General features: G+C 59.6%; 17 protein-coding genes. 9 read left to right on the top strand and 8 right to left on the bottom strand.

Annotated elements, in window-relative coordinates:
• Nucleotides 1–87: 87 nt before the first annotated feature.
• The 7 genes from sigX to ppsA form a co-directional block, all read right to left on the bottom strand.
• Nucleotides 88–678 (bottom strand): RNA polymerase sigma factor SigX, encoded by a 591-nt coding sequence (gene sigX, locus AU074_RS26025; protein ID WP_076017174.1) that lies wholly within the window; start codon nucleotides 676–678, stop codon nucleotides 88–90.
• 87 nt (nucleotides 679–765) lie between these two features.
• Nucleotides 766–1,590: a mechanosensitive ion channel domain-containing protein gene (locus tag AU074_RS26020; protein WP_008432650.1), complete on the bottom strand. Its 825-nt coding sequence runs from the start codon at nucleotides 1,588–1,590 to the stop codon at nucleotides 766–768.
• A gap of 2 nt (nucleotides 1,591–1,592) precedes the next feature.
• Nucleotides 1,593–1,838: a hypothetical protein gene (locus tag AU074_RS26015; RefSeq protein WP_003215011.1), complete on the bottom strand. Its 246-nt coding sequence runs from the start codon at nucleotides 1,836–1,838 to the stop codon at nucleotides 1,593–1,595.
• An 86-nt stretch (nucleotides 1,839–1,924) separates the two neighbouring features.
• Entirely contained in the window at nucleotides 1,925–2,920 is a 996-nt protein-coding gene (locus AU074_RS26010; RefSeq protein WP_076017173.1) for a zinc transporter ZntB, read from the bottom strand.
• A 25-nt stretch (nucleotides 2,921–2,945) separates the two neighbouring features.
• On the bottom strand, nucleotides 2,946–3,437 hold the full coding sequence (gene rraA / locus AU074_RS26005; RefSeq protein WP_003215007.1) for a ribonuclease E activity regulator RraA: 492 nt from the start codon (nucleotides 3,435–3,437) through the stop codon (nucleotides 2,946–2,948).
• Between the two features lie 222 nt (nucleotides 3,438–3,659).
• Nucleotides 3,660–4,649 (bottom strand): alpha/beta fold hydrolase, encoded by a 990-nt coding sequence (locus tag AU074_RS26000; RefSeq protein ID WP_076017172.1) that lies wholly within the window; start codon nucleotides 4,647–4,649, stop codon nucleotides 3,660–3,662.
• Nucleotides 4,650–4,756: 107 nt separating this feature from the next.
• Complete coding sequence (ppsA, locus tag AU074_RS25995) at nucleotides 4,757–7,132, bottom strand: phosphoenolpyruvate synthase (protein ID WP_076017171.1); 2,376 nt, start codon at nucleotides 7,130–7,132, stop codon at nucleotides 4,757–4,759.
• A 178-nt stretch (nucleotides 7,133–7,310) separates the two neighbouring features.
• Here ppsA and AU074_RS25990 point away from each other — a divergent pair, with 178 nt between their 5' ends.
• Nucleotides 7,311–8,129, top strand: coding sequence for a pyruvate, water dikinase regulatory protein (locus AU074_RS25990; protein ID WP_076017170.1), 819 nt, complete (start codon nucleotides 7,311–7,313; stop codon nucleotides 8,127–8,129).
• A gap of 190 nt (nucleotides 8,130–8,319) precedes the next feature.
• Here the strand turns inward: AU074_RS25990 and AU074_RS25985 are convergent, their stop codons facing one another.
• Entirely contained in the window at nucleotides 8,320–9,744 is a 1,425-nt protein-coding gene (locus tag AU074_RS25985; protein ID WP_017479080.1) for a PLP-dependent aminotransferase family protein, read from the bottom strand.
• Nucleotides 9,745–9,894: 150 nt separating this feature from the next.
• On the opposite strand from AU074_RS25985, the gene AU074_RS25980 reads away from it, so the two are divergent.
• The 8 genes from AU074_RS25980 to AU074_RS25945 all read left to right on the top strand — a co-directional run.
• Nucleotides 9,895–10,788 carry a DMT family transporter gene (locus tag AU074_RS25980; RefSeq protein WP_173860409.1) on the top strand — a complete coding sequence of 298 codons (894 nt, stop codon included), beginning with the start codon at nucleotides 9,895–9,897 and terminating at the stop codon, nucleotides 10,786–10,788.
• Nucleotide 10,789: 1 nt separating this feature from the next.
• The gene (gene moeB / locus AU074_RS25975) at nucleotides 10,790–12,649 is read left to right on the top strand and encodes a molybdopterin-synthase adenylyltransferase MoeB (protein ID WP_076017168.1); all 1,860 of its coding nucleotides are present in this window, start codon (nucleotides 10,790–10,792) and stop codon (nucleotides 12,647–12,649) included.
• A gap of 24 nt (nucleotides 12,650–12,673) precedes the next feature.
• On the top strand, nucleotides 12,674–13,588 hold the full coding sequence (locus AU074_RS25970) for a PLP-dependent cysteine synthase family protein (protein ID WP_063034033.1): 915 nt from the start codon (nucleotides 12,674–12,676) through the stop codon (nucleotides 13,586–13,588).
• Between the two features lie 22 nt (nucleotides 13,589–13,610).
• Nucleotides 13,611–14,603 (top strand): serine O-acetyltransferase, encoded by a 993-nt coding sequence (locus AU074_RS25965; protein ID WP_076017167.1) that lies wholly within the window; start codon nucleotides 13,611–13,613, stop codon nucleotides 14,601–14,603.
• A 2-nt stretch (nucleotides 14,604–14,605) separates the two neighbouring features.
• Entirely contained in the window at nucleotides 14,606–15,334 is a 729-nt protein-coding gene (locus AU074_RS25960) for an alanyl-tRNA editing protein (protein ID WP_076017166.1), read from the top strand.
• 226 nt (nucleotides 15,335–15,560) lie between these two features.
• Complete coding sequence (locus AU074_RS25955; protein WP_076017165.1) at nucleotides 15,561–17,306, top strand: ABC transporter permease subunit; 1,746 nt, start codon at nucleotides 15,561–15,563, stop codon at nucleotides 17,304–17,306.
• Nucleotides 17,307–17,320: 14 nt separating this feature from the next.
• Nucleotides 17,321–18,643 carry an AAA-associated domain-containing protein gene (locus tag AU074_RS25950; protein ID WP_076017164.1) on the top strand — a complete coding sequence of 441 codons (1,323 nt, stop codon included), beginning with the start codon at nucleotides 17,321–17,323 and terminating at the stop codon, nucleotides 18,641–18,643.
• Nucleotides 18,644–18,815: 172 nt separating this feature from the next.
• A partial coding sequence (locus tag AU074_RS25945) for a transposase (RefSeq protein WP_371916661.1) occupies nucleotides 18,816–18,969 on the top strand: 154 nt, incomplete at its 3' end.

Below are 18,969 nucleotides of genomic sequence, written 5' to 3'. Positions count from 1 at the left end.
GATTGTAAAGCAGTCCCACATACCGGGGGACAACTCGGCGACAAGTCTAACAGAACTTGCCTACACGTAAGAGATATTTGCCACGCACTAAGTTTCAGTGCTGACCGCAAATTTCTCACGTAATTTATCAAGAGCGCGTTTGTAACGCATTTTTGTAGCACTCAAACCCATATGCATGATGTCAGCGATCTCCTGAAACTCCAGCTCTGCGACAAATCGTAGCACCAGAATTTCCCGGTCAATCGGATTCACATACACCAGCCAGCGATCGAGTCCGCCCTTCTCTTCCGGGGTTGGCGCCTTTTCTTCAGACGCTTCCTCAAGTGGGTCCAGACTCAAAGCATCCATCAAGCGACGCTTTCGCCGTTCCTTCCGATACTGCGTGATGCACTCGTTGTACGTGATGCTGTAGAGCCATGTCTTGAACTTCGATTTGCCCTCGAAGTTCTTCAGGCCGTAGAGCACCTTGAGCATCACTTCCTGACAGACATCATCCGCATCTCTATCGTTCCCTAAATACCTTGAACAAACGTTGAACAGAGTGCGTTGATACCTGCGCATCAATTCTTCGTACGCGCGTGTTACGTGAAACAGCTCCGTGTGCGAGCGCGCGACCAACTCCTCATCAGAGAGCTCACGGGGGTCATAGCGCGTGGACAGCGTTTGGGCTTTATTCAAAACAAGTCGTGCCGACAGTCAGGTCAATGTCCGCCAGAGTCTGGATACCCAGGTTCGCGGCGGCGTACATTAGCAGGATTCGCCGGGTTAGCGGCTAGTCACATGCTGTTCCAGCAAGATCCGGTTCGAAAGCGACACCAGTTCGCCGTCGTCAGTCAGCACTGTCGTCTTGACCGTGCCGATCTCCTCGATCTGCCCTTCGACCTCGCCCACACGCACTTGTTGCCCAACCTGATATAGCTCACGCACATAGATTCCCGCAAGAATCTGCCCGGCAATTTCCCGGCTTCCCAACCCCATGGCCAGCGCAACGGCCAGACCAACGGTAATCAAAACAATCACAATCACGTGGTTCAGCAGGTCAGTCTTGACCTCCAACTGGCTGATCGCGACCGAAATACTGATGATAATCACCAGGCCCTGGGCTATTCGCCCCAGGCCGCTGGCGTAATCCAGCCCGACGCCTTCAGCCGCCCCGCGCACCAGGCCATTGGCCAGTTGCGCCAGCAAAACCCCTACCAGCAGTACCAGCGCGCCACCGAATACCTTCGGCAAATATAGCGCCAACATGTCGAGCGTAGCTGAAACTCGTTCAAGTCCAAGTGATTCAGCCGCAGAAACCAGAAAAATCAGCAAAACAAACCAATAAACGATCTTGCCGATCAATGTCGAGATCGGTACCTGCAACCCGGCACGCCCCAAAATCTTGGTCAGGCCGGTACCACCCATCAATCGATCAAGACCCAGTTTAGCCAGCAATTTGGAAAGCAGGGTGTCGAGCAGCTTGGCCACGACAAACCCCAGCAGTACCACCACCAATGCACCAAACAGGTTGGGAATGAAATTCGCCACCTTGGTCCACAGTGCAGTCATTGCAGTTACCAGACTCTGGGTCCAGAGATCGAGTTCCATATTCATTCAGCCTTATCAGCAGTGCGAGCAAGAGGTTTACGACGGGAAACCGGTGAAACGTGGGCCGAACCATTGTTCAACGCCATCATCAATGCCGGCAACCAGCGGCCGAGCAGACCGAACAGATCCCCCGCCCCGACCTGGCGGTTGGCGGTTTTCAAAACGCGACCCAGGCAAGCATCGTCGTCCCGGTTGGACGGCGAGGCATTCAGCATGTCACGCAAAGACTGTTCGAACGGATCGTGCATAAAAAACCTCTCGCAAGTGATTTAAAAGACGAGGGTAAAATTCTTCGGGTCACATGACCTCTTTCCACGTTCAGGTCACATTCAGCTCAAACCCAACGTAAACGTCGAAACAACCACCACTGCCCGACCGCCACCGATACCATCATCAGGCAGGCAATCAGGAATCCGTAAGGGCTGGAAGAGAACGGAATTCCGCCCACATTGATCCCCAGCAAACCGGTCAGAAAACTCATCGGAAGGAAGATCCCGGTGATGATCCCGAAGCGGTACATGGTGCGGTTCATGCGCAGGCTCAAACGCCGGTCTTCGGTCTCCAGCACAAGCCCCACGCGCTCCCGGGACAATTCCAGCTCCTCGAGGTAACGGGTCAGGCTGTTGTTCAATTCGTTCCAGTAGTCAGCATCGTCGTCACAGAACCAGGGCAATTTGATCCGGGTCAACTGCGCGAAAATATCCCGCTGCGGCGACAGGAAACGCTTCAGCCCGGCGGCGCGCCGACGGATCTGCAAAACGCTGCCATGCTCCGGAGTATACCGTTCGTCGGCATCCAGTTTTTCTTCTTCGATATCGACAATTTCGGACAGATCGCTGACCAGATCCTGGACCTTGTTGGTCAGGTACTGCGCCATATACAGGACCAGTTCCGAGGAAGTCTTCGGCCCCTTGCCGTCCGCCAGTTGCACCAGCAACTCGTCGGTGGCGCGCAACGGGCGCAAACGCAGGGAAATCACTCGCGCTGCCGAGGCAAAGATCCGCACCGAGACCATGTCTTCCGGTTCGGCGCCGGGATTGAGGTTGACCCCGCGTAAAAACAGCAACAGTTCAGCGTCCGGCAGTGGCAACAGGCGTGGGCGGGTGTTCTCCTCCAGCAGCAGGTCACAGGCGAACTCGCTCAAACCGCTGGATTTGCGCAACCAGGTCTGGGTCTGGGGGTGACTACGGTCCCAATGCAGCCACAGGCTTTCCTGAGGCTGCAGTTGCAGCTCATCAAGCTCTGTCCGGGCAATCGAACGCGCGCCACCTTTACCGTCCAGCACCAGGGCATGCACCAGCCCCCACTGCGCGTTTTCTTCCTCGAACATCCTCACCCCTGTCGGCTACGGCTATTTATTCAGGCATTTTCAGCGGGCTGGGGGAGACGATCACACCGTTATTGTCGGCATACACGTACTCGCCCGGGCGGAAGGTCACGCCGGCGAATGTCACCGCCACGTTCAAATCGCCAATACCGCGTTTGTCAGTCTTCATCGGGTGACTGGCCAGGGCCTGCACGCCGAGGTCGGTTTGGGCGATCACGTCCACATCGCGGATGCAGCCGTAGATCACCAGCCCTTCCCAGCCGTTTTTCGCGGCTTTCTCGGCGATCATGTCGCCCAGCAACGCGCGGCGCAGGGAACCACCACCATCAACCACCAGCACCTTGCCGGCGCCGTTGAGTTCGGCTTGTTCCTTGACCAGGGAATTGTCTTCAAAGCACTTGATGGTCACGATCTCGCCACCAAAGGAGTCTCGGCCGCCGAAATTGCTGAACATCGGCTCAACCACCTGCACCAGCTCCGGGTAGGCGTCACACAGGTCGGGGGTAAGGTAATGGTTCATCGAGAAACTCCTGTAGGTGAAAGAAGGTGTCGAACATCCCACTGTTTACTTACATCTGGAAACGCTTTGCCATGAAGGTTCTTTAATCCGGGTCGGATAGTCGGGCCCATCGGACAGCAACGCAAGACCTACTGCGCGACTGAATATGACCAGAACCACCCAACGCGTCATATCTTATCCGCTACGGCAAACAAGCGAAACGCCCTTGATAGAGCCTCCCGCTCAAACTGCTACAAGCTCCCGTGCCTCCGCTGCCGCCAAAGGTGTAAGCGGATCTTTCAACCAACGCCTTACCAACGGCCACACTTCAGCCTGGGCAGCCTTGCTGACGAGCATCTCGACATGCCCGAAATCCCCGCTGAACCCTTGCTGGCGCCCCAGGCACAGGTACTGGCGATGCTCGGAGCCGACCTGTTCGAAGAGCTTGCGACAGGCCCAGTCCGGGTCCTGGTGATCGCCGGCAGCGCTCACCGCCAGTAGCGGCACGTCGACACCTGCCAGGCCTTTCCACCAATCCTGCTTTCCTTCGCCAAAGCGGCCGAACAGACCATTCCAGCGCATGGCTTCAATCAACACGCCGGCTGGCTCGTCCTCTGGGCCGCGTTTCAGCCGGGAGCCAGACAACTCGCCAAAACGCTTCAAGAGCAGGCGACCGGTCCATTCCACCGGTGGCAGCTTCAACGGCCAATGGGTGCGGCTGACCTGGCAGCCAAACAGCGCCACCGAGGCCACCGCAGGCGCGCCCAGGTGCTGCCCACCCAGGGCCGCAGCCAAGGTTGTGCCGCCCAGGGAATGCCCGACCCAGTGGGGAATCTGCCCGCTTTGCTCACGCACAAAGGCGGCAATGGCCGGCAAGTCGTAGCGAGCATAGTCGGCGACGCGGTTTTTGGCGTAATCGTGGTTACGTCGGGACAGCCCATGGCCGCGCATTTCCGGAATCCAGACATCGAACCCCTCGCGCGCCAGGTAGGCACCCAAACCAATACCCTTGGGCGAATACCAGAAGCGGCGGTTGGAGAAACTGCCGTGCAACAAAACCACCGGCACGCCCCGGTTTTCCGGGACATCAGCCAGGCCCAGGCGGGTCACGGCCAGCTCGACGGTGCCGTCGGGGCTGTTGCCAGGTTTCAGCCGGTACACATCTTCACTCAGGTCGCCACGACGCTCAGCGCTGATCAAGGCGACGGGGAACAGGTTGCTGCTGCTTTGCATAATGCTCTTGCACAAAAAAGGGCGGCGTCCGGAAGGAGTTCCGCCCTGTACAGAATGAGAAATGCCGGCCAACCGCAAGATTGACCGGCACTTTGGGGTGCTACACCTTACGCTGGCGCTTGGCCTTCAGCCAGGAAGAACCAGGTTTCCAGTACGGAATCGGGGTTCAGCGAGACGCTTTCGATGCCCTGTTCCATCAGCCATTTGGCCAGGTCCGGGTGATCGGAAGGGCCTTGGCCGCAGATGCCGATGTACTTGCCAGCCTTGTTGCATGCCTGGATAGCGTTAGCCAGCAGCTTCTTGACCGCAGGGTTACGCTCGTCGAACAGGTGAGCGATGATCCCCGAGTCGCGGTCCAGGCCCAGGGTCAGCTGGGTCAGGTCGTTGGAGCCAATGGAGAAGCCGTCGAAGAACTCCAGGAACTCTTCGGCCAGGATGGCGTTGGACGGCAGTTCGCACATCATGATGACGCGCAGGCCGTTCTCGCCACGGGACAGGCCGTTCTCTGCCAGCAAGTCCACCACCTGGCTCGCCTCACCCAGGGTGCGTACGAACGGCACCATGATTTCGACGTTGGTCAGGCCCATCTCGTTGCGCACGCGCTTGAGGGCACGGCATTCCAGTTCGAAGCAGTCGCGGAAGGCTTCGCTGATGTAACGCGAGGCACCACGGAAGCCCAGCATCGGGTTTTCTTCTTCCGGCTCGTAGAGTTTGCCGCCGATCAGGTTCGCGTATTCGTTGGACTTGAAGTCCGACAGCCGCACGATGACCTTTTTCGGGTAGAACGCCGCCGCCAGGGTGCTGATGCCTTCCACCAGCTTCTCGACGTAGAAGCCCACCGGGTCGTTGTAGCCGGCGATGCGCTTGTCGACGCTTTCCTTGATGTCCAGCGGCAGGCCGTCGTAGTTCAACAGTGCCTTGGGGTGCACGCCGATCATGCGGTTGATGATGAACTCGAGGCGGGCCAGGCCCACACCGGCGTTCGGCAACTGCGCGAAATCAAAGGCGCGGTCCGGGTTGCCGACGTTCATCATGATCTTGAACGGCAGGTCCGGCATGGCGTCGATGGAGTTTTGCTTGATGTCGAAACCCAGCTCACCTTCGAAGATAAAGCCAGTGTCGCCTTCAGCGCAGGATACGGTCACGCCCTGGCCGTCTTTCAACAGTTGGGTCGCGTTGCCGCAGCCAACCACTGCCGGAATCCCCAGTTCACGGGCGATGATCGCCGCGTGGCAGGTACGCCCGCCACGGTTGGTGACGATAGCGCTGGCGCGTTTCATCACCGGTTCCCAGTCCGGGTCGGTCATGTCGGAGACCAGCACGTCGCCTGGCTGGACCTTGTCCATCTCGGACACGTCCTTGATGATCCGCACTTTGCCGGCGCCGATGCGCTGGCCGATGGCACGGCCTTCCACCAGCACGGTGCCGGTTTCTTTCAACAGGTAGCGTTCCATGACGTTTGCCGAAGTACGGCTCTTCACGGTTTCAGGGCGGGCCTGAACGATGTACAGCTTGCCGTCGTCGCCATCTTTGGCCCATTCGATGTCCATCGGGCACTTGTAGTGCTTCTCGATGATCATCGCTTGCTTGGCCAATTCGCTGACTTCGGCGTCGCTCAGGCAGAAACGCGCGCGTTCGGCCTTGTCGACATCAACGGTTTTCACCGAGCGACCGGCCTTGGCCTCGTCGCCGTAGATCATCTTGATAGCCTTGCTGCCGAGGTTACGGCGCAGGATGGCCGGGCGGCCGGCTTCAAGGGTGTGTTTGTGGACGTAGAATTCGTCCGGGTTCACCGCGCCTTGTACGACGGTTTCGCCGAGGCCGTAGGCGCCGGTGATGAACACCACGTCGCGGAAGCCCGACTCGGTGTCCAGGGTGAACATCACGCCGGCGGTGCCGGTTTCCGAACGCACCATGCGCTGCACACCGGCAGACAGGGCCACCAGCTTGTGGTCGAAACCCTGGTGCACGCGGTAGGAAATGGCGCGATCGTTAAAGAGGGAAGCAAATACTTCCTTGGCCGCGCGGATCACGTTTTCCACGCCGCGGATGTTCAGGAAAGTTTCTTGCTGGCCGGCAAAGGAAGCGTCTGGCAGGTCTTCGGCGGTAGCCGAGGAGCGCACGGCGACGGCCATGTCCGGGTTACCGGCCGACAGCGTGGCAAACGCGGTGCGGATCTCGGCGTTGAGCTTCTCGGGGAACTCGGCTTCCATGATCCATTGACGGATCTGGGCGCCGGTCTTGGCCAGGGCGTTGACGTCATCGACGTCCAACGCATCGAGGGCGGCGTGGATCTGATCGTTGAGGCCGCTCAACTCGAGGAAATCACGGTAAGCCTGGGCAGTGGTGGCAAAACCACCTGGCACCGATACACCGGCGCCCGCAAGATTACTGATCATCTCGCCCAGGGATGCGTTCTTGCCCCCTACGTGCTCCACATCATGGACGCCGAGCTTATCGAGGGAAACTACGTACTCTACCAAGGTGATCTCTCCACTTTCTGTGTTGGAAAAGCTCAGGACGCCGGCGGCTCAGTAGGAGCAGTTACCGGCGTTTGTGGCCTGGACCTGGAAAATAAGTGAGAATGCGGCCCACTGCGGGACGGCAAAATCGCGCCTATCATATCCAAGATTCGTCATCAGCTTAAGGCCCAAGGCTCAAATGAAACGATCTGCTTTCTTTATCTCCGACGGCACCGGCATTACAGCCGAAACCCTGGGTCAAAGCCTGCTGGCGCAGTTCGAAAACATTACCTTCAGCAAATTCACGCGACCCTATATCGATAGCGTGGATAAAGCGCGAGCCATGGTACAACAAATCAATCTGGCGGCCGAAAAAGACGGATTTCGTCCGATCATTTTCGACACCATCGTCAATCAGGACATTCGTGAGATCCTCGCCACCTCCAATGGTTTCATGATCGACATCTTCTCTACCTTCCTGGCGCCGCTGGAACAAGAGTTAAGTGAACATTCGTCATACTCCGTCGGAAAATCTCACTCCATTGGCCACAACTCCAACTATATGGAGCGGATCGAGGCGGTGAACTTCGCCCTCGACAACGACGACGGTGCCCGCACCCACTACTACGACAAGGCTGATTTGATCCTGGTAGGCGTGTCCCGCTGCGGCAAGACGCCGACCTGCCTTTATATGGCCATGCAATTCGGGATTCGCGCGGCCAACTACCCGCTGACCGAAGACGACATGGAGCACCTGACGCTGCCAAGCGCCCTGCGCGCGCACCAGCACAAGCTGTTCGGGCTGACCATTGACCCAGACCGACTGACGGCGATTCGTAACGAGCGCAAGCCCAATAGCCGTTACTCCAGCTATGCGCAGTGCGAATTTGAAGTGAGGGAAGTGGAAAATCTGTTCCGCCGGGAGAATATTGCGCACATCAATTCCACGCATTTTTCGGTGGAAGAGATTTCGGCGAAGATTCTGGTGGAGAAAGGTGTGGAGCGGCGGTTTWAGTAAATACGCTCTCTGGCCAACCTGCTTGTGTGGCGAGGGAGTTTCTGTGGCGAGGGAGCTTGCTCCCGCTCGACTGCGCAGCAGTCGCAAACCAGACGACTGGTATTTAGTGAGTGGCCTTGGGGCTGCTTCGCAGCCCAGCGGGAGCAAGCTCCCTCGCCACAGGGGCCATGTTCAAAACAGACTGTTGGGTTCACAGGTGAAACCGTCCCCCACCCTGCCCCAGCGCCGTCGCCAGTGCATCAAACCCGTCCAGCAGCAACTGATCATCTCCCGACGTATTGCAGATACTCGCCCGGATAAACTGCGGCACCGCCGTCTGCCCCACCGCAAACGCTTCGGCTGTCGCGATCAGGTAATTGTTCTGCTTTAACTCCGCCTCTATTTCCGACGCGCGCCAAGGCTCCGGGACTTCGATCCAGAAGTGCGGGCTGTTCAGGTGAGTGCGGTACTCCAACCCGATCAACAACCCTTCAACCAGTGCCTTGCGGCGGCTGATTTCCTGGATCTGCTGGTGCAGCAGGTGTTCTGCGGTGCCGTTTTCGATCCATTGCGTGGCCAGTTCCAGGGTGACCGGCGTGGCCATCCAGCAGGTGGAACGCAAGGCCGCAGAAATCCGGCTGACCAGCGCCGGCGGCGCATGCACGTACCCAACGCGCAACCCCGCCGACACCGCCTTGCTCAGGCTGCTGATCAGAATCGTACGTTCCGGGGCGAAATGACTCAGGGGCGGCGGACGGTCTTCCACCAGTACCCCGTGGGCCTCGTCCTCAAGAATCAGCAGATTGTGTTCACGGCACACCTTGACCAGCGCCTCACGGCGCGCGACCGACAGCACGGCTGTCGTAGGATTCTGGATGGTGGGCGTGCAGTACAACGCCGAAACCCGATGATTGCGACAGACTTCATCCAGCGCCCCGGGCAGCAACCCTTCTTCATCCATTTCCAGGCCAATCAGGCGTATCCCCAGCATCCGCGCGGCGGTGATCAGCCCCGGGTAGGTCAACTGTTCGGTGACCACCGTGTCGCCGGCCCGTAGCAGCGCCATCAGTGCACACAGCAGCCCATGCTGGCCGCCGTTCACACAGATCACTTGCTCGGGAATCGGGTGGAAATCCCGCTGCACCAGCCACTGCGCACCCGCCGCCCGATAGCGCGGCAGCCCGGCATCCGGGGTGTAGGCACTGATGTCCTGCAAAAACTTGGCGTTGGTGGCCAGCGTCTGGAAGCTCTGGGCCAGGAACGTGGTCTCCTGCCCCGGGATATGCATATTGCGGCTCATATCAAAGTATTGCCGCGGCTCGTCGCTGAAGTTGCGAAAGCCTTCATCCCGTTGGCGTTCCATCCCACGCTTGCGCACGAAGGTGCCGTCACCTACTCGCGCCACCACCAACCCCAGCCGCTCCAGCTCACCGTAGGCGCGGCTGATGGTGCCGATGGTGACCCCCAGATTGTCGGAAAGCACCCGATGGGGCGGCAGCTTTCTTCCCGGTTCAATCAAGCCTTCAAGAATGCCCCGCTCCATGACATCGGACAGGCGTTTGTACTTCACGCCCTGCCCGTTGGAGAGTCCTTCCCGCATAATTGACACCATGTCAATATTTGTTTTGACAGCCATCTTTCGCCCTAATAGTGTGCTTTTACGGGTTCAATCACCGAATCAAGGCTCTCAATATAGAGGTCAATTCGGTCTCATGGAAGCAATGTCACGATGCCAATGTCCGCCGTTCTCGAAAATGCTGAAAAAACAAAAACTCACAAGCAGTGGTTGGCTGGGCTAATTACCAGCGTCATGTTTCTGATCGTGTGTCTGAGCTGGGGTACCACCTGGCTGGGCATTAAAATCGCCGTGGAAAGCGTGCCGCCGCTGACCTCTGCCGGGCTGCGGTTTTTGATCGCGTTTCCGCTGTTCCTGTGTTTCGCCTGGGTGCGCCGCGAGCCGATCCTGTTTCCCCGGGAGAGCCGCTGGTTCTTCGTGTTTGTGACGCTGTCCTACTTCAGCGTTCCGTATTACCTGCTCAATTACGGCGAGATGCATGTCTCGTCCGGCCTTACCGCGCTGCTGTTCAGCTGCATGCCGGTGTTTATCCTGATTTTCTCTGCGTTGTTTTTGCGCGAGCGCATCTACTTCTCGCAAGTGGTCGGTATCGCCATCGGTTTCGGTAGCCTGTACATGATCATCAAGAGCCAGGGCTTGCACCTGGACCACGCCGAGTTCTTCGGGGTGCTGGCGATCCTGGCCGCGGCGATCATGCATGCCTTGTGCTACGTGATTACCAAGAAACAAGGCAGCGCCATCAGCGTGATCACCTACAACACCCTTCCCATCGGCATTGCCGGGCTGATGCTGTTTGTCGCCGGGCTTTTCTTTGAAACCCCGACCTTTGAAGACATCACCCTGCGTTCCTGGAGTGCGCTGTTCTACCTCGGCCTGGTGGCCTCGGTGGGCGGGTTTATCGTGTATTTCATGCTGCTCAAGCGCCTGAGCCCGATCATTCTGTCCTTCGTATTCATCATCTTCCCGGTGTTCGCGGTGATCATCGGTGCCTGGTACGAAGGCATGCAGATTTCCAAGGACTTGATGATGTATTCGGCGATCCTGCTGGCCGGTTTTGCCATCACCAAGCTGCCCGTCGAAAAGCTCCTGGCGAAGAAAAACTGAGATGAAGGTCCTGAGCCCAAGCGCCTTGGAGCAGATTTACGCCCACGCCGACCGCAGCTACCCCGAGGAATGCTGCGGTTTCGTTTTCGCCGATGGCAGCGTGTACCTGGGCAGCAATATCCAGAACGAGCTGCACCGCAAGAACCCCGAGATGTATTCACGCAGCGCCGCCAACGGCTACACCTTTTCGGTGGCCGACACGCTGATGATGAACAAGGCTTTTCGCAGTGATAACCCGGTGGTGGTGATCTACCACTCCCACCCTGACGTCGGCGCATATTTCAGCGACGAAGACCAGGACAAGGCCCTTTTCATGGGCGAGCCGATCTACCCCGTAAGTTACCTGGTGGTGGATGTTCGCCAGGGCAAGACCCAAGGTTCCAAGCTGTTTGCCTGGGATGGCAAACACTTCGCCCAAAACCCCTTCAACGACCTGCAAACGGAGTTGTGCATGAACGCTGTCTCTTTCCCCGACATCCTGGTCCGCGTGGCCAAGCTGCCAGCATCGACCCTCGAGGGTGCCGGATCGACATTGCGCGAAGTCATTGAAAACCTCTGCATTGAGCACCCGCAATTGCGGGCTCACCTGCTCTACGAGAACAACCAGCTCAAGGAACACTTCCTGTTCACCGCCGAAGAGGAACTGATCGACGCCAACGACCCGTTGCCCGAAAAAGCCAAAATCGAAGTACTGCTGGCCACCTCCGGCGGCATGGACGTCGACCAACTGAGCAACGAAGAAGTGCAGCGCTACGTGCGCCACATCACCCTGCCCGGCGTAGGCCGCGAAGGCCAACTGAACCTTAAGAAAGCCAAGGTGCTGATCATCGGCACCGGCGGCCTCGGTTCGCCCATCAGCCTGTACCTGGCGGCGGCCGGCATCGGCACCCTGGGCCTGGTGGATTTCGACGTGGTGGAAAGCAGCAACCTGCAACGCCAGATCGTCCACGGCAACAGCACCTTGGGCCTGCCCAAGGTCGAGTCCGCCAAGCAGCGCTTGCAGGACCTCAACAGCCACATCCAGATCAACACCTACGACACCGCCTTCAACACCGACAACGCCCTGGAACTGGTGGGCGCCTATGACCTGGTGATCGACGGCACCGACAATTTCGAAACCCGCTACCTGGTCAACGACGCCTGCGTGCAATTGGGCAAGCCGTTGGTGTACGGCGCCATCTACCGCTTCGACGGGCAGATCAGCGTGCTCAACTATAAAGGCGGGCCGTGCTATCGCTGTCTGTTTCCCCAGGCACCGCCGGCGGAACTGGCGCCCAACTGCAGCGCCGGCGGGGTCATCGGCGTATTGCCCGGCGTGGTCGGGATGATCCAGGCCACCGAGGCGATCAAGCTGTTGATCGGCATTGGCGAACCGCTCTCGGGCCGGCTGATGCGCTTTGATGCGCTGGCGATGAAGTTCAGCGAGATCCGCTTCAAGCGCCGCGCCGACTGCCCCTGCTGTTCCGAGCTGCGCCACACCCAAAGCCTCGCACCCGCCGTCTGCGCCGATGCGATGCCAAGCCAACCGTCCCTGGCCGAAGAGCGCTACATCAAGCCGCGGGTGCTCAAGCAACTGCTCGAACGCCACAGCAAGGCCGACGTGCTGCTGGACGTGCGCGACGCCAGTGAGCTGGAAGTATGCAAATTGCCGGGGGTGGTGCACATCCCGCTGGCCGAGCTCGACGGGCAACTTGCCAACCTCAGCCGCGACAACACGCACTACCTCATCTGCTACGCCGGAACCCGCGCGGAGCAAGCCGCCAGCACGTTGCTGGCCGCCGGATTCGCCAATACCAAAGTACTGCAAGGTGGCATGAAACACTGGGTTCGCGACGTCGAACCCGACATGCCTTTGTACTGATCAGCGGCCATGGGCTCTTACTTGATGTTGCATAACTCGATACTCGACGCCATTGGCCAAACGCCCATCGTGCGTCTGGAACAGTTTTCCGAAGACCTTGGCATCGAGGTCTACGCCAAGCTGGAATCCCTCAACCCCGGCGGCAGCCACAAGGCGCGCATCGCCCTGGGCATGATCCTCGACGCCGAGCGCCGGGGCATTCTGATTCGCGGCTCCGGGCAAACCATCATCGAACCCAGTGGCGGCAACACCGGCATCGGCCTGGTGATGGCCGGCAACGTGCTGGGCTACAAAGTGGTGCTGGTGATCCCCGACAACTACAGCCCGGAAAAGCAGAAACTGCTGCGCCTGTACGGCGCCAAAGTGGTGCTGTCGGACAGCCGCCAGGGCAACAATTCCCACGGCGAAAAATGCATGGAGCTGCAGTTGGAAAACCCCAGCTACGTGATGCTCAACCAGCAGCGCAACGGCGCCAACCCACAGACCCACCGTGACACCACCGCCCGGGAAATCATCCGTGCCTTCGGCGAGCTGCGGGTTGACTACTTCGTTAGCGGCATCGGCACCGGCGGCCATATCACCGGCATCGGCGAAACCCTCAAGAGCACCTGGCCAGCGATCCGCGTGATGGGCGTGGAACCGGAAGAATGCGACCTGCTCAGCGACCGCCACGCGCCGCACCATATCCAGGGCCTGTCGATCGGTTTAATCCCGAGCATTCTCAACGTCGCAATCATTGACGGAATGCTCAAGGTGTCCCGCCAGGAATGCCTCGACATGATCAAACGCATCATGCGCACCGACGCCATCAGCCTCGGGCTGTCGTCGGCCGCCAACATGGTGGCGATCGCCAAGCTGGCGCCGGAACTGCCCACCGACACCGTCGTGCTGACCATGGTCTACGACAGTGCCGACAGCTATTTGCCCTGTTTTGAATAACAACTATTGCGGGGGTGCCTCCATGGGGGGCTTTATCGACATGCAACAGCTGCACGATGAGTTGCTCACCCACCTCATCACCACGCTTACGCCTGCGCAGTTGAAGCAGCTGGAGGCGCATCTTGCGCCGCTGATCCAGGCGGCGGCCCAGGCGGTGGCCGAAGACCTGATCGCCTATGCCTGGCGCGACCCGGCGTCCCGTGGGCGGGGTGAACTGATCCTGGAGTCCTACGCCTCGTTCAAGGCCGTGCTGTACTACCGGCTGGCGCACCTGGTGTGGAATTTCCCGGACACGAACAACGGCGTGTTTTCCACCATCGCCCTGAAGCTGAGCAACCAGGGCAAGATTCTGTCCGGCGCCGAAATCCACCCCGCTGCGCGGATCGGCCGACGCTTTGTGCTGGACCACGGTTACGGCACGGTCATCGGTGAAACCTGCGAGATCGGCAACGACTGCTACATCCTTTGCGGCGTGACCCTCGGCGCCCGGGGCATCGCCAACAATCCGGACGGCAAGCGTCACCCACGGCTGGGCAACAACGTGGAGGTCGGCTCCGGCGCGCGGGTGCTGGGTTATGTGCTGATCGGCGACAACGTGTTTATCAGCCCGTCCTGCGTGATCACCCAGGACGTGCCGGCCGGCACCAAGGTCAAGGTGGTCAACCAGATCCAGCTGCAGAAAAACGATGAGTCAGACCACAGCAATTACCTCGGTGCGTTTGCCCTCGACGAACGCCTGCACGTGGTGGGTGAAGTCAATGCAAGCCAAAAGGTGATGGTGCTCGACGCCGATTTCCATCCCTTGCCCGGCCTGCTGCTGGAGCCAACGGTCAAGGAACGCCACCATTTGCAGTTTCGCCTGCGCTATATCGAGACAACGGCCTACCCGCCGCGCCTGCCGCTGAACCTGAAAGTGACCGGGCCCGAATTTGAAATCACCCTGCTATCTCCCCCTGGCTTGAGCGCGATGGTTCGTCGCTTGCTGCAAGCCAGCCCACTGATCGTCGGAGGTTGAACATGTCCGTGCACACCATGGAAACCCTCGCGCTGTTCGACAGCGCGCCTTACCAGAATGCGTTCAGTGCGCGGGTGATTGCCGTCAGCGAACAGGGGATCGCCCTGGAGCACACGCTGTTCTACCCCACCGGCGGCGGGCAGCCGGGTGACACCGGGCACTTCATCCTGCCCGACGGCAGCCGCGTGGACATCACCGGCACCGTGCGTGATCCGGTGCTGCGCTCGATCATCTGGCACCAAGTCGAACAGTGCCCTGAACAACTGGCCGCCGGAATGCAGGTGGACGCCAGCCTGGATTGGGAGCGGCGCTACCAGCACATGAAAATGCACACCTGCCTGCACCTGCTGTGCTCGATCATCGATGCACCGGTGACCGGTTGCAGCATCGGTGCCGACAAGGGCCGCCTGGATTTCGACCTGCCGGAAATGACCCTCGACAAAGACACCATCACCCGCGACCTCAATGCCCTGATCGAACAGGCTCACGCGGTGAAAACCCTGTCGATGCCCGCCTCGGAGTACTCGACCCTGCTACAGATCACCCGCACCCAGGCGGTGGCGCCACCGGTGATCCAAGGCTCAGTAAGGGTGATCGAAATTGCCGGCATCGACATACAGCCCTGTGGCGGCACCCATGTGACCAATACCGAGGAAATCGGCCGGGTGTTCTGCGAAAAAATCGAGAAGAAGAGCAAGCACAACCGTCGGGTGATCCTGCGGTTTGAATAGCAGCCGAGAAGCAGCTGGGGCGCCACCGCCCTAGCTGCAGTTCGTACAGGAAACTGACAGCAAATTTATGTGCCTGTAACATTTAGAAACGTACAATCCCGCCTGCAACGCCTCGTTGCCCTGACTCGCGAAAACAGCGCCCTTCCTTCTCGTAGGGTCATTCGTGCAGCAGCTAAGCTCACTCCCATCACGCCCCTGAACCTGAACGCTGCAGGACTGACTGCCTATGAAAAGAGTGCTCCGTCACTACATCCCTGCGTCCACATTGCGTTTGTTGCCCAACCGCTGGGACTTGGTCGCCCTGCCCCTGGTGATCGGCTTTTTACTGTTTTTCTCCATCACTGCCCGGGAAACCTGGGCGCCCATCGCCACCTTGCAAAGTGAAGTCATCTCCCTCGACCCGGCCAACCTGCCGGAATACGCGATGCGCACCACCCTGCGCATGCTGGCGGCGATGGTTGCAGCGCTGGTGTTCACCCTGTTGTACGGCACCCTGGCCGCCAAAAGCCGGCGCGCCGAGAAACTGCTGGTGCCCGTGCTGGATATCCTGCAATCGGTACCGGTACTGGGCTACATCTCGTTTACCGTGACGTTCTTCCTGCTGCTGTTCCCCGGGCGCGTGCTCGGTGCGGAGTTCGCCGCAATCTTTGCGATCTTCACCAGCCAGGCCTGGAACATGACGTTCAGCTTCTACCAGTCGCTGCGCATGCTGCCCAATGACCTGGTGGAAGTGTCGACCAACCTGCGGCTTTCCGGTTGGCAGCGGTTCTGGAAGCTCGACGTACCCTTCGCCATGCCCGGGCTGGTGTGGAACATGATGATGAGCATGTCCGGCGGCTGGTTTTTCGTGGTCGCCTCCGAGGCCATTACCGTCGGCGACAAGACCATCACCTTGCCGGGTGTAGGTTCCTACCTGGCCCTGGCGATTGCCCAAAAAGACCTGCACGCCGTGGGTTACGTGATCCTGGCGATGATTGTGGTCATCCTGATGTACGACCAGTTCCTGTTCCGCCCGTTGGTGGCCTGGGCCGACAAGTTCCGCATGGAAACCACTGCCTCCCAAGGCGCCGCGCCGCAATCCTGGCTGCTGAACCTGATCCAGCGCACGCGCATCGTCCAGCGCAGCCTGCGGCCGCTCACCCGCACCATCAGCCGCATTGGCAACAAGCGCTTCAGCCTGGCTGGCGGCGCACTCAAGGCGTTGCCGGCAGAAACACCAAGGGCGTCAAAAGTGATCGACTGGGTGTGGGGCACGCTCATCGCGCTGCTGGCCGCTTATGCGCTGTACCACATCGTGCAGTACGTCGGCACCGAAGTGACCCTCGCCGAAGTCGGCCATGTATTCGTGCTGGGGCTGATCACGTTGTTGCGGGTGGTCGGCCTGATCCTGATTGCCTCGCTGATCTGGGTGCCGTTGGGCGTGATGATCGGCTTGCGCCCTGCGCTTGCGGAAAAAATCCAGCCGCTGGCGCAGTTCCTCGCGGCATTCCCGGCGAACCTGCTGTTCCCGGTGTTCGTCATCGTGATCCTGCACTACAACCTCAACCCGGATATCTGGCTGAGCCCGCTGATTGTGCTGGGCACCCAGTGGTACATCCTGTTCAACGTGATCGCCGGCGCCAGCGCGTTCCCGAATGACTTCAAGGAAGCCGCGGCCAACTTCCGCATTCGCGGCTGGTTGTGGTGGCGCAAAGTGATGCTGCCGGGGATTTTCCCGTACTACGTCACCGGCGCCATTACCGCCTCGGGCGGTGCCTGGAACGCCAGTATCGTGTCAGAGTACGTGTCCTGGGGCCAGGACAACGTAGTCGCCCACGGGCTCGGCGCCTACATCGCACAGACCACCGCCGCCGGCGACTTCCCGAAAATTGCCCTGGGCGTGGTGGTGATGTCGATCTTCGTGGTGGCGTTCAACCGCGCGGTCTGGCGGCCGATGTACGCCCTGGCTGAAAACAAACTTCGTCTGAATTGATGGGATTCGCAGTGATGACTACCTATACCGAGCATGCCGCCGACACCCCGGAAATCTACTCGTTGAAAAACGTGAACCGGGTGTTCGGCAAAGGTAAAGATGAGCTGCAAGTCCTCAGCGGCGTGGACTTGAGCCTGCACGAAGGCGAGATTGTCGGCATGCTCGGCCGTTCCGGCTCGGGCAAGTCGACCTTGCTGCGCATCATCGCGGGGCTGATTCAGCCCTCGTCGGGCGAAGTACGCTACAACGGCGCGCCACTCACCGGCCCGGCCGAAGGCGTGGCCATGGTGTTCCAGACCTTTGCACTGTTCCCGTGGCTGACCGTGCTGGAAAACGTCGAGGCCGGCCTGCAAGCCTTGCAGGTCGAGCGCAAGGAATCCCGCAGGCGCGCCCTGGCGGCCATCGACTTGATCGGTCTGGACGGTTTTGAAAACGCCTACCCGCGCGAACTGTCCGGTGGCATGCGCCAACGCGTCGGTTTCGCCCGCGGGCTGGTGGTGAACCCGACCCTGCTGCTGATGGACGAACCGTTCTCGGCGCTGGACGTGCTCACCGCTGAAACCCTGCGCACCGACCTACTGGATCTGTGGAGCGGCAAGCAACTACCGATCAAATCGATCCTGATCGTGACCCACAACATCGAAGAAGCGGTGCTGATGTGCGACCGCATCCTGGTGCTGTCGTCCAACCCTGGCCGGGTGGTGGCCGAGATCAAGGTGCCGTTTGCCCACCCGCGAAACCGTCTGGACCCGACCTTCCGGCAAATGGTCGACGACATCTACGCCCTGATGACCGACCGGCGCAGCGCTGACGCCAGCAGAGGTTTGCCTGAGCTGAAAATGGGCAGCCTGTTGCCGGAAGTCTCCACCAACCTGATGGCCGGCTTGATCGAAACCCTGGCCGCCGAGCCCTACAACGGCCACGCCGGCCTGCCGACCGTGGCCGAACGGCGCTTGCTGGAAGTCGACGATCTGTTCCCGGTGGCGGAGATGCTTGAGCATTTGGGCTTCGCCGAACTCAAGGGTGCCGACATCACCCTCACCGACGCCGGCAAACTGTTCGCCGACTACGGCACCCAGGAGCGTAAAACCCTGTTTGCCGAACACTTGATCCGCCACGTGCCATTGGCCGCACGTATTCACCAGGTGTTGCTTGAGCGCAGCGGCCACCGGGCGCCACGGGTGCGTTTCGAGCAGGAACTGGAAGATTCGATGACGGAAGCCTTTGTGGAAAAGACCCTGGAAAGCGTGGTGGCATGGGGACGGTATGCGGAGATTTTCTCCTATGACGACCATACCGAGACGTTCAGCCTGGATGATGTGGAAGGCAGCATGTAGGTTTTGAGGCGAACACCCATCAAAATGTGGGAGCGGGCTTGCTCGCGAATGCGGTGGATCAGCCACACATGTATTGGCTGACACTCCGCTTTCGCGAGCAAGCTGAACTGGCCTAATGAATTTGGACACATCAATAGGGCGCTATGATGGCGCCCAAACCTGAGGTGTGCAGATGATGCGAAAGTCCTATTCCAGCGAGTTCAAACTCAACGCCGTCAGTATGGTGCTTGATCAAAACCTGCCTGTTCCCGAAATTTGCGCCAGTTTGGATATCGGCCCTACGGCTTTGCGTCGCTGGGTCGAGCAGGTGCGCAAAGAGCGCGCCG

The sequence above is a fragment of the Pseudomonas sp. ATCC PTA-122608 genome, assembly GCF_001952855.1.
Classification (GTDB): domain Bacteria; phylum Pseudomonadota; class Gammaproteobacteria; order Pseudomonadales; family Pseudomonadaceae; genus Aquipseudomonas.
The sequence above is the reverse complement of the archived record's forward strand: the minus strand, read 5'-3'. Positions and strand labels throughout refer to the sequence as shown.